At 57.5% G+C, this 23,957-nt stretch carries 23 protein-coding genes, 5 pseudogenes and 1 riboswitch; of the genes and pseudogenes, 10 read left to right on the top strand and 18 right to left on the bottom strand.

Features of this window, described 5'->3' with window-relative positions; translation table 11 throughout:
* Nucleotides 1-17: 17 nt before the first annotated feature.
* Nucleotides 18-251: a DUF6429 family protein gene (locus HT585_RS31705; protein WP_246707672.1), complete on the top strand. Its 234-nt coding sequence runs from the start codon at nt 18-20 to the stop codon at nt 249-251.
* Here the strand turns inward: HT585_RS31705 and HT585_RS12945 are convergent.
* Nucleotides 232-399: a transposase domain-containing protein gene (locus HT585_RS12945; protein WP_176353336.1), complete on the bottom strand. Its 168-nt coding sequence runs from the start codon at nt 397-399 to the stop codon at nt 232-234. The two genes, HT585_RS31705 and HT585_RS12945, sit on opposite strands and share 20 nt — an antisense overlap.
* A gap of 497 nt (nt 400-896) precedes the next feature.
* On the opposite strand from HT585_RS12945, the gene ugpB reads away from it, so the two are divergent.
* From ugpB to HT585_RS12965, 4 genes are all read left to right on the top strand, one after another.
* Nucleotides 897-2,204, top strand: coding sequence for a sn-glycerol-3-phosphate ABC transporter substrate-binding protein UgpB (gene ugpB / locus HT585_RS12950; protein ID WP_425513739.1), 1,308 nt, complete (start codon nt 897-899; stop codon nt 2,202-2,204).
* A 71-nt stretch (nt 2,205-2,275) separates the two neighbouring features.
* Nucleotides 2,276-3,157, top strand: a complete 882-nt coding sequence (gene ugpA / locus HT585_RS12955; protein WP_176353338.1) for a sn-glycerol-3-phosphate ABC transporter permease UgpA — start codon at nt 2,276-2,278, stop codon at nt 3,155-3,157.
* 9 nt (nt 3,158-3,166) lie between these two features.
* Complete coding sequence (gene ugpE, locus HT585_RS12960) at nt 3,167-4,015, top strand: sn-glycerol-3-phosphate ABC transporter permease UgpE (RefSeq protein ID WP_176353339.1); 849 nt, start codon at nt 3,167-3,169, stop codon at nt 4,013-4,015.
* Nucleotides 4,015-5,067 carry a sn-glycerol-3-phosphate import ATP-binding protein UgpC gene (locus HT585_RS12965; RefSeq protein ID WP_176353340.1) on the top strand — a complete coding sequence of 351 codons (1,053 nt, stop codon included), beginning with the start codon at nt 4,015-4,017 and terminating at the stop codon, nt 5,065-5,067. The genes ugpE and HT585_RS12965 overlap by 1 nt, the downstream gene beginning before the upstream one ends.
* Before the next feature lie 136 nt (nt 5,068-5,203).
* Here HT585_RS12965 and HT585_RS12970 read toward each other — a convergent pair whose 3' ends face one another.
* Nucleotides 5,204-6,133 carry a nucleotidyltransferase and HEPN domain-containing protein gene (locus HT585_RS12970; RefSeq protein ID WP_176354146.1) on the bottom strand — a complete coding sequence of 310 codons (930 nt, stop codon included), beginning with the start codon at nt 6,131-6,133 and terminating at the stop codon, nt 5,204-5,206.
* A 276-nt stretch (nt 6,134-6,409) separates the two neighbouring features.
* Nucleotides 6,410-6,768: pseudogene (locus HT585_RS12975) on the bottom strand (TRAP transporter large permease subunit); the annotation flags it as partial.
* 60 nt (nt 6,769-6,828) lie between these two features.
* On the opposite strand from HT585_RS12975, the pseudogene HT585_RS12980 reads away from it, so the two are divergent.
* A pseudogene (locus HT585_RS12980) lies at nt 6,829-7,774 on the top strand (IS630 family transposase).
* Here HT585_RS12980 and HT585_RS12985 read toward each other — a convergent pair.
* From HT585_RS12985 to HT585_RS13030, 12 genes and pseudogenes are all read right to left on the bottom strand, one after another.
* On the bottom strand, nt 7,733-8,404 hold the full coding sequence (locus HT585_RS12985) for a hypothetical protein (protein WP_176353341.1): 672 nt from the start codon (nt 8,402-8,404) through the stop codon (nt 7,733-7,735). The pseudogene HT585_RS12980 and the gene HT585_RS12985 sit on opposite strands and share 42 nt — an antisense overlap.
* Nucleotides 8,394-9,203, bottom strand: coding sequence for a bifunctional hydroxymethylpyrimidine kinase/phosphomethylpyrimidine kinase (gene thiD, locus HT585_RS12990; protein WP_176353342.1), 810 nt, complete (start codon nt 9,201-9,203; stop codon nt 8,394-8,396). Before thiD ends, HT585_RS12985 begins: the two co-directional genes overlap by 11 nt.
* Nucleotides 9,200-9,859 (bottom strand): thiamine phosphate synthase, encoded by a 660-nt coding sequence (gene thiE / locus HT585_RS12995; protein WP_176353343.1) that lies wholly within the window; start codon nt 9,857-9,859, stop codon nt 9,200-9,202. The genes thiD and thiE overlap by 4 nt, the downstream gene beginning before the upstream one ends.
* A complete protein-coding gene (locus HT585_RS13000; protein WP_176353344.1) occupies nt 9,846-10,586 on the bottom strand; it encodes a hydroxyethylthiazole kinase in 741 nt (246 codons plus the stop codon). The genes thiE and HT585_RS13000 overlap by 14 nt, the downstream gene beginning before the upstream one ends.
* Nucleotides 10,583-11,530: an ABC transporter substrate-binding protein gene (locus HT585_RS13005; RefSeq protein ID WP_176353345.1), complete on the bottom strand. Its 948-nt coding sequence runs from the start codon at nt 11,528-11,530 to the stop codon at nt 10,583-10,585. The genes HT585_RS13000 and HT585_RS13005 overlap by 4 nt, the downstream gene beginning before the upstream one ends.
* Nucleotides 11,531-11,565: 35 nt before the next feature.
* Nucleotides 11,566-12,300 (bottom strand): ABC transporter permease, encoded by a 735-nt coding sequence (locus tag HT585_RS13010; RefSeq protein WP_425513740.1) that lies wholly within the window; start codon nt 12,298-12,300, stop codon nt 11,566-11,568.
* A 148-nt stretch (nt 12,301-12,448) separates the two neighbouring features.
* A riboswitch (TPP riboswitch) is annotated at nt 12,449-12,551 on the bottom strand.
* Nucleotides 12,552-12,950: 399 nt separating this feature from the next.
* Nucleotides 12,951-13,205, bottom strand: coding sequence for a hypothetical protein (locus HT585_RS13015; protein ID WP_176353346.1), 255 nt, complete (start codon nt 13,203-13,205; stop codon nt 12,951-12,953).
* A 561-nt stretch (nt 13,206-13,766) separates the two neighbouring features.
* Nucleotides 13,767-15,002: a methyltransferase domain-containing protein gene (locus HT585_RS13020; protein WP_176353347.1), complete on the bottom strand. Its 1,236-nt coding sequence runs from the start codon at nt 15,000-15,002 to the stop codon at nt 13,767-13,769.
* Nucleotides 15,003-15,126: 124 nt separating this feature from the next.
* Nucleotides 15,127-15,339 (bottom strand): annotated as a pseudogene (locus HT585_RS32235) (glycoside hydrolase family protein); the annotation flags it as partial.
* The gene (locus HT585_RS32240) at nt 15,290-15,583 is read right to left on the bottom strand and encodes a glycoside hydrolase family protein (protein ID WP_425513741.1); all 294 of its coding nucleotides are present in this window, start codon (nt 15,581-15,583) and stop codon (nt 15,290-15,292) included. The gene HT585_RS32240 and the pseudogene HT585_RS32235, both read right to left, overlap by 50 nt.
* 46 nt (nt 15,584-15,629) lie before the next feature.
* Complete coding sequence (locus HT585_RS13025; RefSeq protein WP_176353348.1) at nt 15,630-15,806, bottom strand: hypothetical protein; 177 nt, start codon at nt 15,804-15,806, stop codon at nt 15,630-15,632.
* Nucleotides 15,807-16,337: 531 nt separating this feature from the next.
* A protein-coding gene (locus tag HT585_RS13030; RefSeq protein WP_176353349.1) for an IS3 family transposase occupies nt 16,338-17,551 on the bottom strand; the annotation gives its coding sequence in 2 pieces (ribosomal slippage) (nt 16,338-17,215 and nt 17,215-17,551; 1,215 coding nt in all).
* 286 nt (nt 17,552-17,837) lie between these two features.
* Between HT585_RS13030 and HT585_RS13035 the strand changes: the two genes are divergently transcribed.
* Nucleotides 17,838-19,034 (top strand): hypothetical protein, encoded by a 1,197-nt coding sequence (locus tag HT585_RS13035; protein WP_176353350.1) that lies wholly within the window; start codon nt 17,838-17,840, stop codon nt 19,032-19,034.
* Nucleotides 19,035-19,053: 19 nt separating this feature from the next.
* On the opposite strand, the gene HT585_RS13040 is transcribed toward HT585_RS13035, so the two are convergent.
* Nucleotides 19,054-19,833, bottom strand: coding sequence for an ABC transporter permease (locus HT585_RS13040; protein ID WP_176353351.1), 780 nt, complete (start codon nt 19,831-19,833; stop codon nt 19,054-19,056).
* A 146-nt stretch (nt 19,834-19,979) separates the two neighbouring features.
* Here HT585_RS13040 and HT585_RS13045 point away from each other — a divergent pair, with 146 nt between their 5' ends.
* Entirely contained in the window at nt 19,980-20,798 is an 819-nt protein-coding gene (locus HT585_RS13045; RefSeq protein ID WP_176353352.1) for a class I SAM-dependent methyltransferase, read from the top strand.
* 223 nt (nt 20,799-21,021) lie between these two features.
* On the opposite strand, the pseudogene HT585_RS13050 reads toward HT585_RS13045, so the two are convergent.
* Nucleotides 21,022-21,201 (bottom strand): annotated as a pseudogene (locus tag HT585_RS13050) (ATP-binding protein); the annotation flags it as partial.
* Nucleotides 21,192-21,780: pseudogene (locus HT585_RS13055) on the bottom strand (IS21 family transposase); the annotation flags it as partial. The pseudogenes HT585_RS13050 and HT585_RS13055, both read right to left, overlap by 10 nt.
* 46 nt (nt 21,781-21,826) lie before the next feature.
* On the opposite strand from HT585_RS13055, the gene HT585_RS13060 reads away from it, so the two are divergent.
* Both HT585_RS13060 and HT585_RS13065 read left to right on the top strand, forming a co-directional pair.
* The gene (locus tag HT585_RS13060; protein WP_176353353.1) at nt 21,827-22,396 is read left to right on the top strand and encodes a polysaccharide biosynthesis C-terminal domain-containing protein; all 570 of its coding nucleotides are present in this window, start codon (nt 21,827-21,829) and stop codon (nt 22,394-22,396) included.
* Nucleotides 22,397-22,419: 23 nt separating this feature from the next.
* Entirely contained in the window at nt 22,420-23,562 is a 1,143-nt protein-coding gene (locus HT585_RS13065) for a glycosyltransferase family 2 protein (protein WP_246707724.1), read from the top strand.
* Nucleotides 23,563-23,957 lie beyond the last annotated feature (395 nt).

The following is a 23,957-nucleotide window of genomic DNA, read 5'->3' on the forward strand; positions in this document are numbered from 1 at the left end:
CATGTTATCATTTCGGCATGGATATCGATGAGGACAAGATCGACAACGCTGTCCTGGCGCTACTTTGGCTGACGGTGCATGACGGGCGTCGGGCGTGGAAGGGTTTTGATTGGGATACGACAGATCGGTTGTTCAAAAAGGGCCTGATCGGCGATCCGGCGAACAAGACGAAGTCATTGATCTTGACGGATGAAGGCCTCGAGCGCTCGGAGGAGCTTTTTCGAGCATTGTTTACTCGGCAGCCGCGATAACGGTCTCTTTCGCTTTCCGGTTCCAAGGCCAGAGCTGGTCAATCTTCCAGACAGGATGATTAATCATGCGGGCGAGCGCGTCGGCAAGGCAAGCTTGAGGATCGATGTCATTGAGCGTGGCCTCATTGGATGCCAGTAAGGGGTTCATTCCCCGCCCGCCGTGATCAATTACGATCGCACAATGCACTCGCGCTTGATCATCTATTTGAGGCCTATGCAACGACCACACAGGAACGTGACCGCGAACGGCAAAACCCGCGTGTTTTGAAGCGCCTGACCGACTTGGAAGCAAAGTGCGCAAAGATTGAAGAGAAAGTGTGCCTGCTTCTCGATGTTGTGAAAATGCCGCAGGCAGGCCGCTGATGTAGCGGAAAGAACGCCAAGCCGTCCCTTTGCTGCGGACGAAACGGTAGGATACAGCCCGCACGGGCTCACTGAAAGCATCCACAAAAACTGGCGCTTAGAAACACTCCCGTTGCGGCCGATGGAATACAAATTCTATCGTCATATTTGCATTGCATATTCATTTCATTTCGTTTCTACTGGTTTTGGGTTTCGCAGCGAAGGTTGCGCAAGCTTCGATCGAGGAGGATCGATTTCGCCGGGCATGCCTGATGACCTGGCTTTTGAGAAATGGGAGGAATCATGTTCAGACATTTGAACTGGACCGTCGTGGTCGCGTCCGCATTTTCAGCTGGCCTTGCTTCAAACGCATTGGCCGCTACCGAGCTTTCCTGGTGGCACGCCATGACCGGTGCCAACAACGAAGTTGTCGATAAACTCGCCAAGGAATTCAACGATAGCCAGAGCGCCTACAAGGTGGTTCCGGTCTTCAAGGGCACCTACCCGGAAACGTTGAACGCCGGCATCGCCGCGTTCCGCTCCAAGCAGGCGCCCGCCATCCTGCAGGTCTTCGATGCCGGCAGTGGCGTGATGCTGGGCGCTGAAGGTGCCATGCTGCCGGTGGCCGATGTTCTGAAAAAGGGCGGCTTCGAGTTCAATAAGGACCAGTATCTGCCGGGTATCGTCGCCTATTATTCGAAGGCCGACGGCACGATGCTGTCCTTCCCCTACAACTCGTCCTCGCCGATCCTTTATTACAACAAGGATGCGTTTACCAAAGCGGGGCTTGACGCGGACAAGCCGCCGAAGACCTGGCCGGAAGTGTTCGATGCTGCCAAGAAAATCAAGGCGAGCGGTGCCTCGGCCTGCGGTTTCACGTCCACATGGCTGACATGGATCCAGACCGAGAACTTCGCCGCCTGGAACAACGTCCCTTATGGCACCAACGAGAACGGTCTTGCCGGGCTTGACGTTGAACTGAAGATCGACGCGCCGCTGTTCGTCCAGCATTTTCAGGCTATCGCCGACCTCGCCAAGGATGGCACGTTCCGCTATGGCGGCCGCACCTCGGAAGCCAAGCAGCTCTTCATGTCCGGTGAATGCGCCATTTTGACGGAATCATCCGGCGGTCTCGGCGACATCATCAAGTCGGGCCTGAATTACGGCATCGGCCAGTTGCCCTATTATGAGGGCAACGGCCCGCAGAACACCATCCCGGGCGGTGCAAGCCTCTGGGTCTTCGGCGGTAAATCTGACGATGAATACAAGGGCATCGCCGAATTCTTCAACTTCCTGTCGAAGACGGAAATCCAGGCACGCCTTCATCAGGTGTCGGGCTACCTGCCCGTCACTCTCGCCGCCTACGAGGAAACCAAGAAGTCGGGCTTTTATGAAAAGAACCCCGGCCGCGAAACGCCAATCCTGCAGATGATGGGCAAGGCGCCGACGGAAAACTCCAAGGGCGTGCGGCTCGTCAATCTTCCGCAGGTGAGAGATATTCTCAACGAAGAGTTCGAGGCGATGCTTGCAGGGCAGAAGGATGCACAGGCGGCCCTGACCGAAGGCACCAAGAAAGCGAATGCCGCAATCGCCGCGGCCATCGGCAACTAACGACGCAATAGAGGCCTGCCCCGGGCACGAACCGGGGCGGGCCCTCTCCTCGCGCAAAGAAGGGTGTCGCTTTGCAGCCTGTCGTCTTCCCCAACAAAATCCTGCCTTATCTCCTGCTCGCGCCGCAGATCGTGCTGACGGTCGTCTTTTTCTTTTGGCCGGCGAGCCAGGCGCTCTATCAATCCGTCCTGCGTGAAGATCCGTTCGGCCTGAAGTCAGGCTTTGTCGGGCTTGCCAATTTTCGCGCCGTGCTCTCCAACCCGGACTATCTCCACTCCCTCAAGGTGACGGTCGTCTTCAGCCTGTCAACGGCATTGCTGTCGATGGCGGTTGCCCTCCTGCTCGCGACTGCGGCGGACCGGGTGGTGCGCGGCAAAAACATCTACCGTACCCTGCTGATCTGGCCCTATGCGGTCGCACCGGCCGTGGCCGGCATGCTGTGGCTGTTCATGTTCAATCCGGCGATGGGCACATTCGCCTATATGCTGAGGCGCAACGGAGTTGCCTGGGACCCGCTCCTGAATGGCGACCAGGCCATGGCGCTGGTGATCGTTGCGGCCGCCTGGAAGCAGATCAGCTACAACTTCCTGTTCTTCGTCGCCGGCCTGCAAGCGATCCCTAAATCGCTGATCGAGGCAGCCTCGATCGATGGTGCGCGCGGAGCGCGGCGCTTCTGGACGATCGTCTTCCCGCTGCTGGCGCCCACCACCTTTTTCCTGCTCGTGGTCAACACGGTCTACGCGTTCTTCGACACGTTCGGCATTATCCATGCGGTGACCGGCGGCGGTCCGGCTAAGGCAACGGAAACCCTCGTCTACAAGGTCTACAATGACGGCTTCGTCAATCTCAACCTCGGCAGCTCGGCGGCACAATCGGTCATTCTCATGGTCATCGTGGTCGCATTGACGGCGTTCCAGTTCCGCTTCGTCGAGAAGCGGGTTCATTACTCATGAGGCGCGCCGATGATTGAGAAACGTCCCATTGCCAATTTCATCGGCCATCTCGTGCTGATCATCGGCGTCATCATCGTCGCCTTTCCGATCTACTATACCTTCATTGCGTCGAGCCGGACGTCGGTCGAGATCATCCGCCCGCCGATGTCCTTGACCCTCGGCGATCAACTGAGCGAGAACTACACGGAGGCGATGTCTGAGGGCGTCGAGCGCGTGGTCGGTGTCAGCCTTGAGCGGCTGTTGTTCAATTCGACCGTCGTTGCGATTGCGATCGCGGTCGGCAAGATCGTCATCTCGTTCCTGTCGGCTTTCGCGATCGTGTTCTTCCGCTTTCCTCTGAAGATGGTCTTCTTCTGGATGATCTTCATCACGCTCATGCTGCCGGTCGAGGTACGTATCCTGCCCACCTACAAGGTGATCGTCGACCTCGGCCTGATCGACACCTATGCCGGCCTGACGCTGCCGCTAATGGCGTCGGCAACCGCGACCTTTCTCTTCCGGCAATTCTTCCTGACGATCCCGGGAGAACTGGTCGAAGCGGCACGCATCGACAATGCCGGGCCCTTTCGCTTCATGCGCGACATCTTGCTTCCGCTTTCAAAAACCAACATCGCCGCCCTGTTCGTTATCCTCTTCATCTATGGCTGGACGCAATATCTCTGGCCGTTGCTGGTGACAAACGACGCCAAGATGAACACCATCATTATCGGCCTGCGTCGCATGGTCGATTTCACCGACGCCTCGACCCCCTGGAACTACGTGATGGTGACGGCGATCCTTGCGATCATCCCGCCGATCCTCGTCGTCGTCCTGATGCAGCGCTGGTTCGTCAAAGGACTTGTGGAGACTGAGAAGTAATGGCTCAAATTACCTTAAACAACGTCCGCAAGGTCTATGGCGGCAATATCGAGGCGATCAAGGGTGTGTCTCTCCAGATCGATGATGGTGAACTCGTCGTTCTCGTCGGCCCTTCCGGATGCGGCAAGTCCACCCTTTTGCGCATGATCGCCGGACTTGAAAGCATCAGCTCCGGCGAGATCGCCATTGGTGACAGGACGGTCAACGATCTGGAGCCGGCCGAGCGCGATATCGCGATGGTGTTTCAGAACTACGCGCTTTATCCGCATATGACCGTTCACCAGAACCTTGCCTATGGGCTGAAGAACCGCAATACCCCGAAGGACGAGATCGAACGGCGTATCGCCAAGGCCGCCAAAACACTGGAAATCGAACCCTATCTCCAGCGCAAACCGCGCCAGCTTTCCGGCGGTCAGCGACAGCGCGTCGCCATGGGGCGAGCGATCGTGCGCGAACCCGCGGCGTTCCTGTTCGACGAACCGCTCTCGAACCTCGACGCCAAGCTGAGGGGGCAGATGCGCATCGAAATCAAGCGCCTGCAACGGTCTCTTGGCACGACCAGCGTCTATGTCACGCACGACCAGATGGAGGCAATGACGCTTGCCGACAAGCTGGTGGTGGTCAACGGCGGGCAGATCGAGCAGGTCGGATCGCCAATCGAACTTTACGAAAAGCCGGCAACGACCTTTGTCGCGACCTTCATCGGCTCACCGTCGATGAACCTTCTCAAACATGCAGAAACCCTTGAGGGCTGGTCGATCTCAGCCAACGTGCCGAAACCAAAAGGCGCATTCACCATCGGCATCCGCCCGGAAGACCTCGCAGTCTGTGAACCCACCGCGACAGACTTTGATTTCACCGCCAAGGTCCGAATCGACAGCATCGAACTCGTTGGAGCGGAAAGCTACGTGCATGGCAAATTCGCCAATGGTCAGGATCTAGTGTTCCGAGTTCCAGGCCGCTCGGTAAGGCAGATCGACGATCATGTCATGGTCGGAGCGAAGGCCAAGGACCTGCATGTGTTCGATGATAGGGGTCGGCGCGTGGCCTAACACCGTGAGCACTTGGCGGGCGGAGAACCGGCTAAGGTCGCTTCGCACGTCAGCGCTATTTAGCCCCGACCCGCGCTTCGATCGCGAAACTAACGAAGAATATCAAGAATGCAGCACAACCACCTAATATCGTTTTCTATTCTCCGAACTTTCTGGCACTTTCGACTTCTGCTTTGAGCCTCTCGAGGTGACTACGGCAAGCTTTTTCCACGAGATCGATCAGGGTTTCGGTCCGGTCCAGGAGCCACACCAATGCCTCCTCAGTAATCTCATAATGTCTTGAATAGCGTGCCTTTACATAGGCTTCGTTGACGATGTTAAACCAAGCAGAGAAACGCTGTTGGTCGCGCGACCAGACCTCCGCCAGCTCGCGATTCTGCTCTTCGGCAAGACCACGCAGGAAATTCAGATTGTGGGATGCCGGACTGTAATTCGTCAGCACAAGTAACAGGGTGGAGTAGGCCTGCTCGATTGACTGATGCAAAAGAAAGGAGGCCTCTTTCCACATACTCGCCGTCGCCGCGGAACGAGAGAGCTGCAGAAAGTTAACCGCAGTAACTATCCGTGCTTCGTAATGCTCCTTCGCCACACGATGCGCATCTGCCGGTGTCAGCGGTTTCGGAATTGCTAAAGGCTCATCATCGAGTTCGTAGAGCACTACGCCGTCGCGCCGAATGTCGACAAAGAAATACCTTCCGTCATAGAGAGCGGTATTCACTTCGCGGCGGGAGTGGACGATCAAGCTAACCGGTGTTTCAACTCCGGTGAGACGCAGCAATCGGTCCTGCGCCTTCGCCCAATAGCGCGCGAAATCCGTCAGCTTGCTGTTGTTCACAACAACAAGGATATCGTAGTCCGAGCGGTAACCCTTTTTCGTGTGCGGCTCATCCACCCAGTTTCCGCGTGCGTAAGACCCGAACAAAATGATCTTCAGTATGCGTCCACGTTTCTTGAAGTCGGCAGTCCCGTCCTTAAGCGCATCCTCGAACTCCTCATGCAGCACCTCCACCACGCGAGCGAGTTCGCGCTGCTTACGCTCAGGAAGATGAGCGATGCTCGATTTCATCGGCGCGTGGCTGTGTTGTGGACCCTGCATTTATCAACCTGTGGCATGTGACTCGCGACACTCTAAACCGCGGGCATGGCAGTGAGAACCCTAGCAATATCATGAAAAGCAAGAAGATTTCAGCGTTAGCGGTTTTCACCGACTATGCACTCCTAACCCATTGCCTGTACGGACTCGATTGCCGCCATACCGCCGACCTTGTCAGCGTATACTGCCCAGACCTTCCGAGCGCCCACGATCCACTGGTCGCGGTCCTCGGCGGCGTTGAAGCGCCGTCAGCTGCGGCATGAAAGCAGCGGTACCGAATGCCGCGTTGGCGACAGACGATCCGGAGGCGCCGGAGAAGAGTGCGCCGGTCAGCAACACAGTTTGCCCGAGGCCGGCGCGACGGTGGCCGACAAGGGCGGCGACAAAGCGAACCAGGTCACCGGCGATCCCGGAGGCTGTCAACAGCGCTCCGGCGAGCAGGAAGAATGGAATGGCGGCCATCAGATAGCGCGACAGCGCGGACAACGTCGCCGCCACTATCCCCCCTCCGGCATCGGCGGGTCGAAAGCGACGGCGGCATAGGCCGCAGCGATGAAGGCATGGGGAAGTGGTACTCCTGCGAGAATTGCCAGAAGCGCAGGGCAGCCGGATTCACTCTTCGTTGAATTTGTGATTCAAGATCATTGCTGGTTTGGATGCCAGCAATGATGGTGCGACCTCTTTCTCTGGACTTGCGAACACGCATTGCAGCTGCGCTGAGGGATGGCTTGACGGTTCGCGCCGCCGCCGAGCGGTTCGGCGTCTCGGCAGCGACTGCCGTGCGGATCGGACAGCTCGATCGTTCGCAAGGGCTTGATGCCGGCGAAGATCGGCGGCTACGTCAAGCCGACACTGCGGGGTGCTGCGGCAGACGCCGTGCGTCAGCGGCTTCAGGTCAAGTCGGACTGGACGGTCCGTGGCCTGTCGGCAGACCTGAAGGCTGCGGGGATCGATGTTTCCCACGACACGGCCTGACGTTTTCTGCGTGCCGAAGGCAAAACCTTCAAAAAAAGCACTGGTGGCAAGCGAGCAGGATCGCCCGAAGGTGGCCCGGTTCCGGATGCGGTGGAAGACCCATCAGCATCGACTTAACCCGGATCGGCTCGTCTTCATCGATGAGACCTGGGTCAGACCAACATGACGCGAACCTGCGGCTGGTGTCAGCGGCGAGAGCAGCTGATCGCAAAGGTGCCCCATGGTCACTGGAAGACGCTGACCTTTCTGGCCGGCCTGCGCCGTGATCGCATCGTGGCGCCCCTTGTACTCGACGGCCCCATCAATGGCATTGCCTTTACGGCCTGGGTTCAACAAAGCCTGGTTCCAACTCTGAAACCGGGCGACGTCGTCATCCTCGACAATCTGGGAAGCCACAAAGCAAAGCCGGCACGTGATGCTATCCGCAAAGTCGGTGGCCATCTCCTCTTCCTGCCGCCTTACAGCCCAGACCTCAATCCCATCGAAATGATGTTCGCAAAGCTCAAGACACTCGTCAGAAAGGCCGACGAGCGAACCGTCGAAACAACATGGAGGCGTATCGGAGAACTTCTCATCGCATTAAGCCCGCAGGAATGCTCAAACTATCTCAGGCACGCAGGCTATGGGGACAGACACTAGGTCGAAAGGTGATACCGCCCCGACCATCCAATGTAATCCCACGGCAATCGCAAGGATCGAGGCGAACACGACGAGCCGGCCGTCCGCGACGTGGCGGAGCAGGATCGCGACAATCGCCAAGACGCCTCCGGCACTCAGCATGGCCGGGCGCAGTCCCTCGGACAGTCCGAGCGAAGGCGAAACGCCGCCAAGGTCCAGCGCGGCCTGGCCGCTGCCGGATATCACGACGATGCAGGCAAGCATGGTGACGGCACGGAAGAATACAGCGCGCAGTCCTTGGGGCACGAACCAGGTTTCCGACGAAAATGGCTTGGTGCCTCTGTCGTCAAAAAGGAGTTCCAAGCCGCGCGGATAGTCTTTGATCACCGCCATCTCTAGACGCCGGCGGTCCCTCGAACAAATCGATCCGCAGCCCTTCGCCGTCAAGGCGAGCGGTAATCCAATCGAGACCAGCGCCACCAGCAGCCAGCTTGCCGCTTCTTCCGCACCGGTAAAGCCGCTTGCTACCGCGTATCGGAGGAGCACTGAGAGCGTGACCGTGGCAAGGAGCAGCGCAAGGACCGATGCGCCGGCAAGCTCGAGCGTTCGCTCCAGCCGCAGCGACAGAGCCTGCGCCACGCTAACGAGCATCGGGCTGCCACCAACGGTGGAAATGATGCACCGGTCCCCGGCCCTCCCCGACCTTGAGATTGCCGGCGGCAACGATTGCACCGTGCAGATATTCTTTGGCGGCGACGACTGCATCAACAAGTGTGAGCCCACGTGCAAGGCCGGCGGCGATCGCTGCAGACAGCGTGCATCCGGTGCCATGATCATTTTTGGTTTCGATGCGCGGCGCCTTCAACCGAATAGGCTCTCCGCCGCCGAAGAAGATATCCGTCGCCTCGGGTCCGTCCGCGTGCCCGCCTTTGATGAGAACGGAGCGCGCGCCAGCTTTAAGAATGATCTCAGCCTGATGGGCCATCTCTGTCTCATCTGTCGCAATCGCGCGCCCGGTCAGCAATGCCGCTTCTGGCAGGTTGGGCGTTGCGACCAGCGCCAGTGGCAGAAGCTGTTCCCTCAGCGTGGCAATGGCGTCCGGACGGAGCAGCGCGTCGCCTGACGTGGCGGCCATAACCGGATCGAGCACCGCCATCTTGCCGTAACGGCGAAGCCCGTCGGCGATGATCGCAATCGTTTCCTCTCGGGACACCATGCCGATCTTCACGGCGCCGACCTTGAGATCCGAAAACACAGCGTCGATCTGTGCCTCGACTATGGCCGGCGAGATGTCTTCGACTGCCGTTACGCCGCGGGTGTTCTGTGCGGTGATCGCCGTGATGACGCTGGCCCCATAGACGCCCAAAGCGGAGAAAGCCTTCAAGTCTGCTTGGATTCCGGCCCCGCCGCCGGAATCCGAGCCTGCAATGGTAACGGCGATGGCGGTCATCGGGCGGCCTCCTTCAGCGCCCGATCGACGCAGGCACGCAGTTCGCGTGTGGCTACGGCAGGATCAATCGCCGAGAAGATCGTGGAAATGACCGCAACGCCATCAGCTCCTACGCCAACGACTTCACTTGCGCGCTGCGCATTGATGCCGGCAATGGCGCTAACCGGCAGGCTTGGCCTGGCTGCAAGAAGCATCTCGCGAATTCTGGCAAACCCCTCGCCCCCGACCGGCGGGTCCGGATTGTGCTTCGAAAGTGTCCCGTAGACCCCGCCGATGCAGGCATAGTCAATCGACGAGGCAATGGCGACCTGTGCGTCCGGGTCGTTCTTGACCGTCAGGCCGATAATCGCGGCCTCACCGATTATCGCGCGCGCCGCCGCCGCCATATCGTCCCAGCCAAGATGCACGCCATTGGCGCCCGCTGCCAGCGCCACGTCGACGTGGTCATTGATAACGAAGGGTACGCCGGTGCCGGCGAGCGCTGCGCCGATTGCCCGCGCCTGCCCAACCATCGCTCGGGTGGTGTTCGTCTTGTCGCGATACTGGATGAGCGTCGCGCCATTGCGCGCAGCGGTACGCGCCAGATCAGCCAGGTTCGCTTTATCTGCAAGGCGCGCATCGAGGATGGCATTCAAGCGATAATCATCCTTCGGCATGGGAAATCCTAGCATTGGCAATGATATCCTCAGGGCGGAGTGCCGCGAGAGCATCGCGGAAGGCTGCCTCGAACGTCCCGGGGCCATTCGAGCTATTCGCCGCGAATTCTGCAGCCACACCGCTTGCCAACAGTGCGCCGGTGGCAGCCTTCATGCGATCCGGCTCAACCGCCATGAAAGCTGCGATCAACGCGCCCGACAGGCACCCGGTGCCCGTGACCTGCGCCATGAGCGGATGGCCGTTCTCAATCCGGATCCTGTGTCGTTCCAAGGTGAGTTCATCGACCGGCCCGGTCTTGATCTTCAGGGCCTCAGTGACTTCGCCGATGATATCCATCTCGCTTGCATTGCCCCGAACAACGGATGCACCCGAAGCGATGAGTTCCCGGGCAAAGGCAAGCCGTGACGGGGAATAATCGCAGTGTACGGGATCGACGATCCACGGCTTGCCGGCATCACGCGCAACAGCGGTTGCCAGCCGGATTGCCGTGCGACGCCCGTCATCAAGCGTGCCGAGATTGACGACGAGTGCGTCGGCGCGCCGGGCAAAGGCTGCGACTTCATCCGGAGACGATGTCATGGAGGGGTTCGCTCCGAGCGCCGCAAGACCATCGGCCACGAACTTCTGCACCACCGTATTCATCAGGCAATGCACGCGCGGGCGCCGCTGTCGCACATGCGTCAACGATGCCGCGGCATTTTCGATGAGCCTCGACAGATCGGTCATCGAACTTCCACCGCAATATCGTCAACAGCAGGCGCCTTGCCGATCAACCCGTTTTCAGCGAGAAACGCACCAAACCGCTCGTAGCGGCCACGGTCAAGCGCCGCCGGCCTCTTGGCGAAGCGTGGAAGTGTGTCGGAGAATGCGCTTCGGTTGAGCTCGTCATCAAGGTTCGGATAGGCCTTGATGAACAGCTTCCAGGCATCATCCGGATGATTGGTGAGGAAAATCGCGCCCTGCTCCACAGCGGCCAGGAAAGGTCGCATGCGCTTGTCGGTAACCTTTGCCTTGTCGGCAACGAAGACAAGTTCATCATAAACGGGCACGCCATGCTCTTCGGGAAAGAAGGATCTGCCTTCATGCCCCTCAATCCGCATCTGCGTCAGCTCGAAATTCCGGAACCCCCCGATCGTCGCATCGACCTTGCCAGCGATCAGCGACGGGGAAAGGGCGAAGTTGACGTTGATCAGTTCGACGTCCTCCTTTTTGAGACCGGCCGAGGCCAGCATCTGGCCGAGCATCGCATCCTCGAAGCCGGAGACGGAAAAGCCGATCTTCTTACCCTTCAGGTCGGCAAGACTGCGGATCGGGCCGTCGTCCAGCACGGTCACGGTGTTGAGCGGTGTCTCGACCAGGGTGCCGACGCGAACGAGCGGCAGACCCGCGGCGTGATCGAGATAAAGATTCGGCTGATAGTGCACGCCGATATCCGCCTTTCCGGCGGCCACTAACCTCGGCACGCTCGAGGGGTCGGCGGGCGGGACGAGCTCGACATCGAGCCCCGCCTTTTCGAAGAGGCCAAGCTCCTTGGCGACGATGATCGGAGCGTGGTCGGGATTGACGAACCACTCCAGCATCACCGTCAGCTTTTCGTCGGCGGAGGCCGAACCGGCTGCAAAGATGACGCCGAGCGCTAGGCCGGCGGAAAGTAGAGATTTGCGGAACATAATATTGTGAACTCTCCCCATTTGGTCACAGAAATTCAGGTTTCCCGCGCCCAATGCGCGAGAGGACGGGTTACCTCGTCGACGAGGAGCCTCAGACCAACGGCAAGCACAGCAAGAATGGCCATCGCCGCAAAAACGACATCGGTCTGCATGCGGGCATTCGCCTGAACGATAACGAAGCCAAGGCCGGCGGAGGCGCCTACCCATTCACCGACGACGGCACCGAGCGGCGCCAGGGGCGCCGCAACACGCAGACCGGACACCAGCCCAGGCAAGGCCAGAGGCACTCGCACAAGCCTCAGCGCCTGCCAGTGACTTGCCTTGGTCAGCGCGATTGCATCCATAATCTGCGTATTGGTGCGGCGCAGGCCATCAGAGAAGGCGGAAACGATAGGAAAGAAGATGATGATCGTGGCCATGACGACCTTCGAAACCACGCCGAATCCGAACCACAAAACCAGCAAAGGCGCGATGACGAAGACGGGAAAGGCTTGGAGGACAAGCACGAACGGCCAGATGAGCTTTCCGAGCCGCGGAAAAGCCGCAACACCGATTGCCGTGACAACGCCGAAAAACGTCCCTACCGCGAGGCCGGCCAGCATCTCGGTAATCGTCACCAGGCTCTGCTCAAGCAGAAAGCCCGGCTGCCGCGCAAACACGGCCAGCACCTCAAACGGTGTCGGCAGCAGAAAGCGAGGCGGCGCGAAGACGACAGCGACCGCCTGCCAGAGAATGACAAGCACAACGAGACTGCGAGCAAACGTGAACACCAGACGCACCGCCGGTCAGCCGACGCAGCAACCCGGACGAAATGCACCCCCGCCATTCGGCGGCAAATTGGCAAAAGACAACATCGAACGATCTCCAGACAAAACATCACGGAGACCCAGGTGAAAGCGAAGACGCGATTAGTTTGCCGAAGGGCTCTTTTCCCGTTCCTACGCCGGCATGACCCGGATCAGGTTCAAGGGTCCGGCTCACCGCCATCTCAGCACTGTGAAGTGCTCCCCTCGGAATATGCCAAGTGTATGAGAGAGATTTAGACGGCTGTCAACAACATGAGACCGACGAAATGGGGTAGACGCCGGGAGTCCATCCCTTCGTGCGATGTGCTGGTTTTTATGCCGTTGAGTCCAGCTTCAGGAAGCACCTCCGCCTAATGTGTTGTCTCTGAACCCGTCAGATCCTTAGTGTTCGGTGGAAGATCCGGTCTTACGAATTGTTGGATCTGCCTCCGGGATAGTTAAACCTAGAGTCGACCTTACATGACTGGATAGGTTTGCCAGACAAATTAGTGCGGCAGATTTATAGTTTCAATCAGTAGGAATTCTGCAGTGGGGGTTTCCCTAACTCCCTTTCGGCCCGCCACGGCTTGCGATGCCGACGCCCATTCGCGTGGTCTTCAGGAGCGCGTCTTCCGTTAGTTGATGCCGGCTATTCCTGTCACGCCGCCGCCGGTCATTGGAGCGTATGGGGTTCCTTCGTCGTGATGATGAAAATCTCGCAGTGGTCCGGTAGACCTGATCCGAAGCGCGAAGGCGAACCGCAGCATTTCAAGCTCGACCTGCATCATACCCTTCTGCTGCGCGAGATCGATGAGAGCCGACATCACTATGCAGGAACTCAGCGCCTGACTGACGGTCAAGGGCACCAGAGTGAGATGCCGAAGCAGCAAGGGCGATCGCCTGAACAGCAAAGTGCTGCTCAATCATTGGGAAAGACAGACCTCTACCGCCGGTATGCGTAGCGACTGATTGACACCATTTCGTTGCCGACTGGAAGATGAATCGGCTCATCTTCGAGACTTTTGTCGAAACGCTGCTTGCCCCACACTGCGAGATAGCGACGCCGTCATTATCGACAATCTCTCTTGTCGAGCCGATGATCCGGGCTAAGGCGCCTGTCTGCCTTTACTGCCATCTTACAGTCCAATCCCCATCCCATCCAAGCGGCCTTCGCCAAGCTTAGATCATCTCTACGAGCCAGGCTGTCAGGAAAGTCAACGCCCCATGGAAACCATCGGTGACTTTCGCGCCACGTTGTTGCCTGAATGCGGAAACTACTTCATTCCCGCAGGGTGAGGTTTCAATTGGACCTCCACCGCTCTAGGGATTTATCGAACAACAATAGAACCCCAATCGCCCGGATGCGATCGCACCAGTCGGGTCCCAATGGCTGCGCATTCGACCTTGGGCGGCCAAAGGCCCGGCATGAGGTCGATTGGGACGCGCGCCACTCAGCCTGGCAACCGTTCAAAGACCAAGATTCTTCTTTCCTTGATCGGGGACGGATGGCTCGATACCGAGAAGTGGCCCAGATCAGCGATCAAGCGCACGAGGGCAGCCTGCGTATAGACGAACGTCTGGTCGGCCGTTGCGTTGCTTACACCGATTATTGGAAGATGCTCGAAATCACCTTCGACCGTGGAGAGTGCTTGAAACTTGTTATCGTCGAGCGTTGGGTACTCGATAATCAAGCGCTCTCGGGTGACTTCGACTGCCTTTGCAAGAAAGCGCTTAAAGTCCGGCACATGATGCAGGACGTTGAGGATGAGAACGTCATCGAACTGTTCGTGGAGTTGAATTTCCAGGAAGTTGCCACAGTGTATGAGTGCCTTGCTGTGCATCAGGGACGCGATTGCGGCAGCCGCCTCCCAACGACTAGGCTTCAGCTCCACGCCACATAATTTTGTTGCGCCATGTCGTTCGTAACGCAGCAGAAAATCCCCCAAGGCGCACCCAATGTCTAGTACGCTTCGACCGACAAACGAGCGATCACGGAATGTATTGAAGGTTCGCGCACGTCCTTCGGATACGTGATCGAAATTCGTCGTGTCAGTCGACATGTTTCTGGGCAGCATCACCCTTTGATAGTCGCGTCCGGGCAAATCAATAACAGCTTGGATGGCCGCCCGGCTTGGCGCGGAAATGAAGACCCCGCGAAGGTTGTGATGGGCAAGAGTGCGATCAGACGGTAGAAATACCGGCGAGCCTTTGTGAGTGAATTCATTTGAGGAATAAAGCACCTCGAAGTTGATGCCTTTTGCCTCGAGCATCTCAAAAGTTTTCTCGTAAAGAGCGAAAAAATCTACGGCTTGTAGAATCTCAACCCACAGGGCGGAATTGTAACCCGATGATTGCTCGAGCGCTTTCTCAAAATGCTTGCGGCTAGAGGCGCGTTCGATAAGCTCCTCGATCGGCGCCACAATCACAACGGCCTTTTCGATTCTGCCTGACGAAACTATCGTTTCAAGCAACGGCTCCGAGAGGAGGTCCCACTCGCGAAACTCAATCCCTGCGTCCCTAAGCGCTAAGCACCGGTGTAGCAAATTGTAGTGCAGATATCCCCGCTCGGGCACATCGATGTGTGTGGCAATTTGGGATCCGAATGCTTGTGGCTCTCCCTTTTTGGTATGGGCATCCATAAAGGTTGATTTACCAACGTTTGAAGGACCAAGTACAAGGGTTGCCATTCCATATTCTCCACCGAACTGCGACGAGGATGTCATATTATCGGTCGGTGAACGAAACAACATCTTTTGGCATTCCCTTCGAGCGCGATGGGGAAGAGCCCAGAACGGCACTTCTGCGGAGAATTCATCCGCTATCCACAGACGGCTTCGGTGCGGCCGGCACAAAGTTGATCGATACAAACTCACCCTTGGACCAAAGGGACTGCTTCCGCCGAGCATCGGTTGACAAGCCCTTGAAGCGCTTACCGCCGGCATCGACCCATCTCATCAGGTCGCCCGGTACCGCTTCATAGTCGCCAGTGTTTAGCCGTTTCAGGAGCATCGACTTGTCCAGCTTGCCGGTGTTGAATTAGTAGGACGCGAGCACGGCGAACTGATTTCCGGTCGGCGGCACCTTGACCATGCGCGAGCCCCGCTCCTTTAGACTTGGCGAGAGCGACCTGCAGGATCTGTTCGGCCTCCGCTTCGGTGATTGCCATGCTCGGTAGCACGACCGGAACACCGGCGGTGCTGGTGTGGCCACAGGCGACAGTCCAGATTCGACTGACATTCCGATATGCCCTCGTCTTCAGGCCGCCCATTGTTTGACGAGCGCAAGGCTCGCCACGTCAATGCGTCGGCTCATGTTCATGTCGCCACTTTTGTTTTCGTGGGCCAATCCTTTTCAACCGTCGGGCTGAGGCGTAGGCTGTCGAATTCCAAAATGTCGGTCGCGATCACTTGATGATGCGGTTGCCGGCGCATCGGAAACAGATTCCCGACGCGAACCTCCAGACCATCGATGATTTGATCGAAGTTTGCCATATCATGGTGTCGAGCCGCTTCGAGTGGCACCAGCAGATGACGCCAGATCCCAAAATGCTCAAGAAATATAACACACTCAGCGAGGGTCTCGAGCGCGACTAAGGTCGATTACGGCGGGCGTAAGCCCGCGAATTGCTCGCCGACCGGCAGAAGATGCTTAGTAGCGACGAAGCATACACAGCCCGCAGTGTTCACTTAACGAGTGAGCGGCATGCACTCGACAACTGCCGTCGCCCCCAGCCCCCCCGCCGGCAACTCAGGACCACAATCCAGTTCTCCGGACTGCGGTTCTTTCATTGATGGAGCTCTTCGATGATTGCAATGGCCGCAGTTGGCGCCGGTTGAAGGTGTCGTGGTCCGGAAGCGCTGTGTCATTGACGGGTCTACTGGCCGCAATCGCAGCGCAGGTCGTGACAAGGGCGCGATAAGAAGCAAAAGACCCTTTCCTTACGAATAGGCAAAGAGGACCGTCTAACCGTTCGCATTCACAGACACGAAGTGGAGTGCACCCCGTTTGACCGGACATGTCGGCTAGTTTGATTTAGCCCTGATGAACTGCCGAGGGGAAGCCATCTTGAGCGCGGAATGGGGATGGATTTCGTTGTAATCCTCGATCCATCCGTCGATGAGCCGGAGCGCCGTTTCTGCGTCCGGTAGTGCTGAGATGCGGATATAATCCCGCTTCAGGGTTTTGACGAAGGCTTCCGACATGCCGTTCGACTGGGGGCTGGCCACCGGCGTGAAGCAAGGCGTCAGATTGAGCGCCTGGGCAAACAGCCTCGTGTCCCTCGCGGTGTAAGCAGAACCATTGTCCGAGAGATGCTCGATTGCGTGCGGGGCTCGCGTTGATACGAACCGCTTCTCGACTGCTTCCAGCATCATGTCGCGCACGTCAGAGCCGGAGATGCCCGCGTTGGCGACCGCCGTCCAGGCAATGATCTCCCGGTCGAAGGCATCGATGATGAAGGTGAGACGGATGACCTCGCCATTCCAGCAAGTGAACTCCAGGCCGTCGGAGCACCAGCGCAGGTTCGAGCGCATCACCATGACTTTGCCGTCGTGGATGCGACCTTTGCGAACGGCCGTATGCTTCTCCAGCAGCATGGCGTGGTTGCCCATGATGCGATGAACCCGCTTGGCGTTGACGACAGGCTTATCGGCGGCTCGCCTTTCGCGATTGAGGAGCGCGGCAATCCGCCGATAGCCATAGGTTGGCCTTTGATCCACCAGTCTGCGGATGACAGGCAGAAGCTCCGCATCCTCGGCCTTGTGATAGGCTCCGCGCGGCTTTGATCTGCCTTTCAACCGCTCCACGAGGTTGGAACGGGAGACGCCCAGCGTGTCTGCGACGGCTTTCATAGGGAACCGTCCTTCGGCAACAAGATCGGCCGCGATATCCGTTTTTTTGAGTCTGCTTTCGAAAGTGCTTCGCGGAGGATTTCGACCTCCATCGTCTTGCGGCCGAGCATGCGCTCCAACTCGCGGACGCGGTCTTCAAGCTTCTTCACTTCCGAATTGCCGACAACCGGCTCGTCTGAATCCACGGCTGCAGCACCTCCCTCGCTCAACAGCCTGCGCCACCGGTAAAGCAGATTGGGCGCAACGCCATGGCGGCGAGCGGTGGAAGACACCGTCTCGCCCGGTTCGAAACTCTGCTCAATGATCGTCAGCTTCTGCTCGGCTGTCCACCGCCTGCGGCGAACATCACCCGTCAGCAATTCAACCTGTCGATACTCGTTAGGCATAAGCCTGTCCTCAAGCATGTGCTTGAGCCTTTCTGCTTATGCCGACTGTCCGGTCGAATTGGGGGGCAGTTCACGAAGCCTATACACCGCTTAATCAACACATCCAATATTCTTGCCTTGTGAAGGGGCCTAAGTACCGAATTCAAGGCTGCAAAAGCTTCCCGAGCAATTTTGTTCAGTCTTGGTGTTGAGATCGGGTCACCGGGCGCTAGCCTCATCCGGCAATATAAACCTGCTTCGAGAATGGTGGCTGGGCTCACCGTTCGAACAGCCGTGGAGAGAACCAATGAAGAAAATTGCAATCACCGTGGTCTTCGCCTTCGTGTTCAACTCGGCCATGGCGCAGGAGGTTCCCCCACTGCGAGCTAAAGGTGCCTTGATCGGTCCAGACGGCAGGAACGCTATCTCCTTCGGTAGCTTCCGGGCTCGTGAACACCGCGATACCATTTCAGGCCCTCGCGGAGGTGGTGCATACGTCGGGTTCGCCAAAACCATGACCGCGCCAGGAAGCCATTTATTCGGCCCGGCAAATGCCGATGTGACCACTTTGTTCTCGGTAAGAAAGGAACATTACCTCACATCCAACATTGAAGGCGAAGTCTTGACGCAGTTTCTGGTCAACGAGCAAGGACGAAAGGGCGATGCCGCTACCGTTCTGGCATCCACCAGCAAAGTAAAGACCGGAACATCGGAAGATACTGGAGGAGCTCTAGGCTATGAGTTTCGGGCCGCCTTCGTTGATCCCTCCGGATCGGTGCTCAATGCTGTCCACTCCTACGGGCCTTACATGGCGCCGACAACCGATATGTCCGGAGGAGGGGGTTATGGCTCCTATGTTGAGAGCTTTGATGGCACCAATTTTGCCGCTTTTACCGCTGGCGCATATCTCCAGTCTGACGCCTCGACCGGCTGGAAGAATGCATTTCTGGCGACGGCTGACAGGACAACCGGCAACGCCTATTTCCGAGTGCGCGGGACGGCTGCTTTAGAAAGAGGTCAGCAACCTGGCGACGTTGTTATCGGATCATCGGCTCCCAAAACAATCCGAAACAATGGCGGCGTCCTTCAGATCCGTAATGCCGATGACAGCGCCACTCTCCTTGAAATCTCGGAAGCAGGCGCCCTTGGGCTTCCGTCCGATCCAGCATGGGCCTCGTACACACCCTTGATCACCTGTGGCACTGGAATGATTGGAAAGGCTGATACGATCGGCGCCTTTAAGGGCTTTGGCAAGACAATTCACGTTCGGCTTCAAGTACGTATCGATGACCTGGCTAGTTGTTCCGGACAAATATCCGTTAGCCTACCTGCAGCCGCCAAGGCCGCACAGGTGTTCGCCGGAAGCTCATTCGTGTCCCGAAAAATGCTCCAAGGTCTTGCCGAGGCGAACAGCACTAACCTCCAAATTCTCGATTATGCTGGCGCCTTCCCTATTGGCTCGAAAGACGAGATAATCGTGAACGGGACATTCGAAGCCCTATGATCCCAATTGCAGCAATTATCTAAAGTGACGAGAGCAGCTTGCCTCTGATGAACCGTTCACCGAGCAGGCCAAGAAACAGGCAAGTTACAGCGAAAGACAACAGATAGCCCTTGGAGAGCATCGCATCACCATAGCCTTCATAGTACGCCGACCGTAACCACTCCACGCATTGAAACAATGGATTGTACCAGATCACATCCTGGACACGCTGCGGCATGGCGGTCGGCAACAGAAACACACCGGCCGTCATGTATAGGATCAGCATCACAATGATGAATATGATGTGCCAGAACTTGAACAGGGCCGAGATGATCGTATTCAGAACGCCAACGGATATGGCAAAGAATACGGTCGCCAGGATCGCTGTTGCACCAGTTTCTATATCGATTGGCATCAGATCCACACCGGCAACCGCAGCGCCGCAAAAAAACAGGAAAACGACCACGAATGCTGTCAGAAACTCTATGATCCCGCGAGAAACGATCAAGTCGAGCGGCTTGACGGCTGGAAACAAGAACAGCGGCTTATTCAATTCGATCGCGTAGCCCATCATCCGCGACGGATAGAGGCATAGAACGTAGGGCATCACCCCGGTTGAGATGAAGACGGCGGGATCACCGCCCAGGGGCATGATCCGATTGGCATATGTCGTCAACACAACGATAGCGACCAAGTGCGTCAGCGGCCACGCTATGGCTATGAGGTAGCCAAGATACGATCGGCCAAACCGGGTCCTCATGTCCCGCAGCATGAGGGCATGAATGACCGCCAGTCGAGCGTTGATAGCTTCCTTCATCATGAGATTTTCGCCTGCAAGTCCGCCATATCGATCTGCGATCTATCATCTAGACGCGAGCTTGGCGAGACACCCTACCATCTTCACAGCGCCGCTCTGGACTTGCGTCAGTGAATTGTAATAAGGATCGAACCACCTGAGGAACTAGATTGAATAACTTTGAGGAATTTTCCGTGAGTATCGCTGCGAAGAAAGCCATTGATATTTCTGAGGACATGAAGTCTGCTGCCACGACGCAGGCCGCACACTATGGCGTCAGCCCTGCCCTGCATGAATGTGACCAGCTGCTAGGATACTTCGTTCACCAAGCGAAGATGAGCGAAGTCGCGGCTGTCCAAGCGTACATCGATGGCGGCTTCAACGACGCATCGAAGGTTACGCGCCTACTGGAGAAACTAGGCCTCAGCAACAAGCCGGCCAAGGTTCTGGAATTTGCCGCCGGCTTCGGCCGCGTTACCCGCCACCTGAAAGCCCTTTCCCCGCGAACCAACCTCGTCGCCTCCGATATCCACCTTGAAGCCCGAGACTTCAAGCAGAACGAACTTGGCGTGGTCGCTCGTCCGTCCGCTCTGGATCCCAGGAAATTGGACGTCGGTTCTGACTTCAACCTCATTTTCGTGCTGTCCCTCTTCTCGCATCTGCCGCACAAATCTTTTGCAGGCTGGCTCAAGGCGCTCTATGACGCACTGGCGCCTGGCGGCTTTCTCATGTTCACCACGCACGGCGAATGCGCCATCGAGACTTACCCGGAGCATTTCGGTGCCTTCAAGTTCGAACAGCCCGGCTATGCCTACCGCGGCGATTCCGACCAGCCCGATATCGAAAGCAGCGAGTATGGTACTACGATCGCCTTGCCCGAGTACGTGGTGAAGATGATTGCTACCCTGCCGGATGCCAAGCTCGTTTCTTTCGCCGCCAAGGACTGGTTTGGCATTCAGGACGAGTGGGTAATCCGCAAACCAGCCTGATGACGTCGTTCTGAGAAAGCAATAAAGAACCAACAGTTTTCCAAGAAGTGGGCCGCTCCAGGCAAGGAGCGGCCTTTTTCGTTTCCGATAACATTTGTGACTTGGCTGTTGGTTTGTGAGCGTCCGGTGAGCGGATTTTGCTGAACGAGCCAGTTAGGCGATGTTCTGGCATTAGTGCTGACACTAATATCAGATCTGAGAGGTTGGCATGGCTCGCATGGAGATCATTTCCGGCATTGAGTGTAAGGCCGTCGAGCAAAGCGTTGGTAATCTTGGTGTCACCGAAGACCGTGGCCCATTCGCTGAAGCTGAGGTTGGTGGTGATGACGACGCTGGTGCGCTCATAAAGCTTGCTCAGCAGGTGGAAGGGCAGCGCTCCGCCTGAAGCACTGAACGGAGGGTATTGCACAGGTCCTCATAGCGGTTGATGAGATCGACCTTGGCATCGGCATCGATGTTGCGGAAGGCAGCCGACCGGCTGTCGCCGCGGTGATAGAGCGGCGAACCGCTGACCGACCACAAGGCGTTCTGAAGTCCCTCCGCCAAGGCGACGAAGCTTTCGCCGCCAAGGATGACATGGGCGTGTTCGAAGCCCGACCAGACCAACCGGAAGTGATAGAGCAGATGGTCGAGCGGGCTGGCCGGCGATCGTCACGCTAAGGCTGCCCATGTCGGTAAAATCGGACAGGCACAACCGACCGGGTTCATGCATCTGGCGGAAGATCACCTCCTTTGCCTCACCGTGAACGGCCCGCCAGGACCGGATGCGCCGCTCAAGTGTGCGGCGAATGCCTTAGGGCAGTTCCGGATGACGCCGCAGCATCTCGTCGTAAACGGCGACCGTACGAATGCCGGGAGCGGCCTTGAGAAGCGGAACGATCTCCGCATCAAAGATATCCTCAAGCGGATCGAGGCGACGCCGAGCGCGGCGGCTTGCTTTGCGAATCTCGCCGTGATTGTCGCCGCGCAACTCTGTGGCGCGAAACCCAAACATGTAATAGAAGCCTCTCAAATGGGGGGCAAAAGCAATGCATGACGACCTACGCGCCGGCACTTCAGATCTGCTCCAGCAGACTTTGCAGGCTGCGGTTCAAGACCAACGTACGGTTGACGAAAAGAGGCGCAGCACAGCCCCGCTGCTCGATGGTATGTCGTTTTACGAGAGTATTCGGCATGACGACGACCGGGGTAGCGTCACTGAAATATATGACCCGCGATGGGGATGGCATCCTGATCCGCTGGTCTTTTCGTACGTATTCACGATCCGCCCTGGAATGGTTAAGGGATGGGGCCTCCACAAGCAGCACGAGGACCGCTACTTCGTTCTGAGTGGCGAATTGGAACTCGTATTGTTCGATCCGAGGCCCGATTCGAGCACGTGCGGGAAGATCTGCAAGGTCTTTCTCTCCGGCAGTCGCCCGCGCCTCGTCAACGTGCCGAAGTTCGTGTGGCATGCTGATCGCAACATCGGGTCTTCGGACGTCGTGGTCGTGAATTTCCCGACTATCCAATACGACCATTCAAAGCCGGATAAATATAGGCTGCCGATCGACACGGACTTGATCCCGTACAGCTTTGGCGACGCCAAGGGATGGTAAGCGGGCCGCTCGTCTCGATTTTGATGCCAACGCATAGCCGGGTGGATGTTATCGGCTTCGCAATTCAGTCAGTTCTAGCACAGACGATGGGCGACTTCGAACTACTAGTGGTCGGTGACGGTTGCGTGGCGGGAACGGCGGAAGTCGTCGCTGGTTTCAACGATCCGCGCATCCGGTTCTTCGACCTGCCGAAAGCACCATACTTCGGCTACGCAAATAGAAACGTCGCGCTCCGAGAGTCCCGAGGAAAGTACATTGGTTTCGCCGCCGACGACGATCTCCTGTTTCATGACCACTTGGAGCGGCTGTTGACCGGGTTGGAAGGGGGCGGCGCGCTGGCCTACAGCCAAGCGCTCTGGGTGTCTACCGACGGAATTGCTGCTCCGTTTTTGACAAACCTGACGGCTTCCGACGAATTGAACACATTCCTGCAGCAACGGAACAGCATACCGGCAAGTTGCTTCTTATATCGAGCAGATTGCCTGCCCACGCGAGATGTTTGGAGAGAGGACGTGGAAGGTGCAGCTGACTGGCTGCTTTGGCGTAGAATAGTCGGTGAAACTTACGATCAATCAATTTTCTATTGTCGCGCACCAACTGTCCTTCACTTTAGCGCGAAACGGATGGCATCTCGGTATGCGCGAATGCCCGAGTTCGCGACAGCATTGGATATTGCTGATCGCGCTTATTGGTGGCCGAGTCCGTTGCGCGTCGCAATTTCGAGCGAGAAAACTGAACAAAACGTCTATTCGGACCTGATGCGTGCCGATCCGCATGGCTGGAGCGACACAGTTCGCCGCGCGACAAACGACTTGATAGCGCGACTCGCGTGGGAAGACATTCAGATTGTGCGTCCCGCCTACGCGGCAGTTCAGCGGGAACTGTCTGCCACACAAGGTGAAATCGTGATGGCTAGGGGCCAACTAACAACCAAACGCGATCAGCTATTAGGGGCGCTGGATCTGGTCAACGCTTTGCAACGTGATTTTTCTGCGTTGGAAGACAAGTCTCACGCACTCGATCTCGCAAATCAGAAAACGAGCTCGCTACTTGCCGAAGCCAATGCTAGGGTTGCGGAAAAGGCGTTGGAGATTGACGCAATGCAGTCCACCGTGGCCTGGAAGCTTCACTTGTCTATCCAGCGCCTCCTATCTCGCTTTCGTTGATGGGTCCTAGCCGCCGTGTTCGCCGCACTTCAAAACCCTTCATCTCGCCAACCGGTCAAGGAGGTTCGCAGCAACGCTTACCCGCATTTAAGGGCTCGGCGCTAGCGTACGGCATTCGCTGCCCCTCCGTTCCTTAAACGGTTCGAGCGCTCACACTGAGCATCTTCACCTATTCGTAGGACAAGGTGCGGATTCCGACGTGAAGCCGGCCGCCATTCCAATCAAAGACCGGCCACCATTCCGATTTGAAGCCGGCCACACTCATCGCTCGGATATCAGACCCCGGCAGACTAGCCGGGACCATCGCTGCAACCGACGTCAACGCTGCGCAAGATGGAGGCTTCGCGTTTGCGCCGGTGTCTCATGCCGCGCCACTTGGCGCATTCAAGGCCGCC

The organism is Ensifer oleiphilus, from assembly GCF_013371465.1.
GTDB classification, from domain to species: domain Bacteria; phylum Pseudomonadota; class Alphaproteobacteria; order Rhizobiales; family Rhizobiaceae; genus Ensifer; species Ensifer oleiphilus.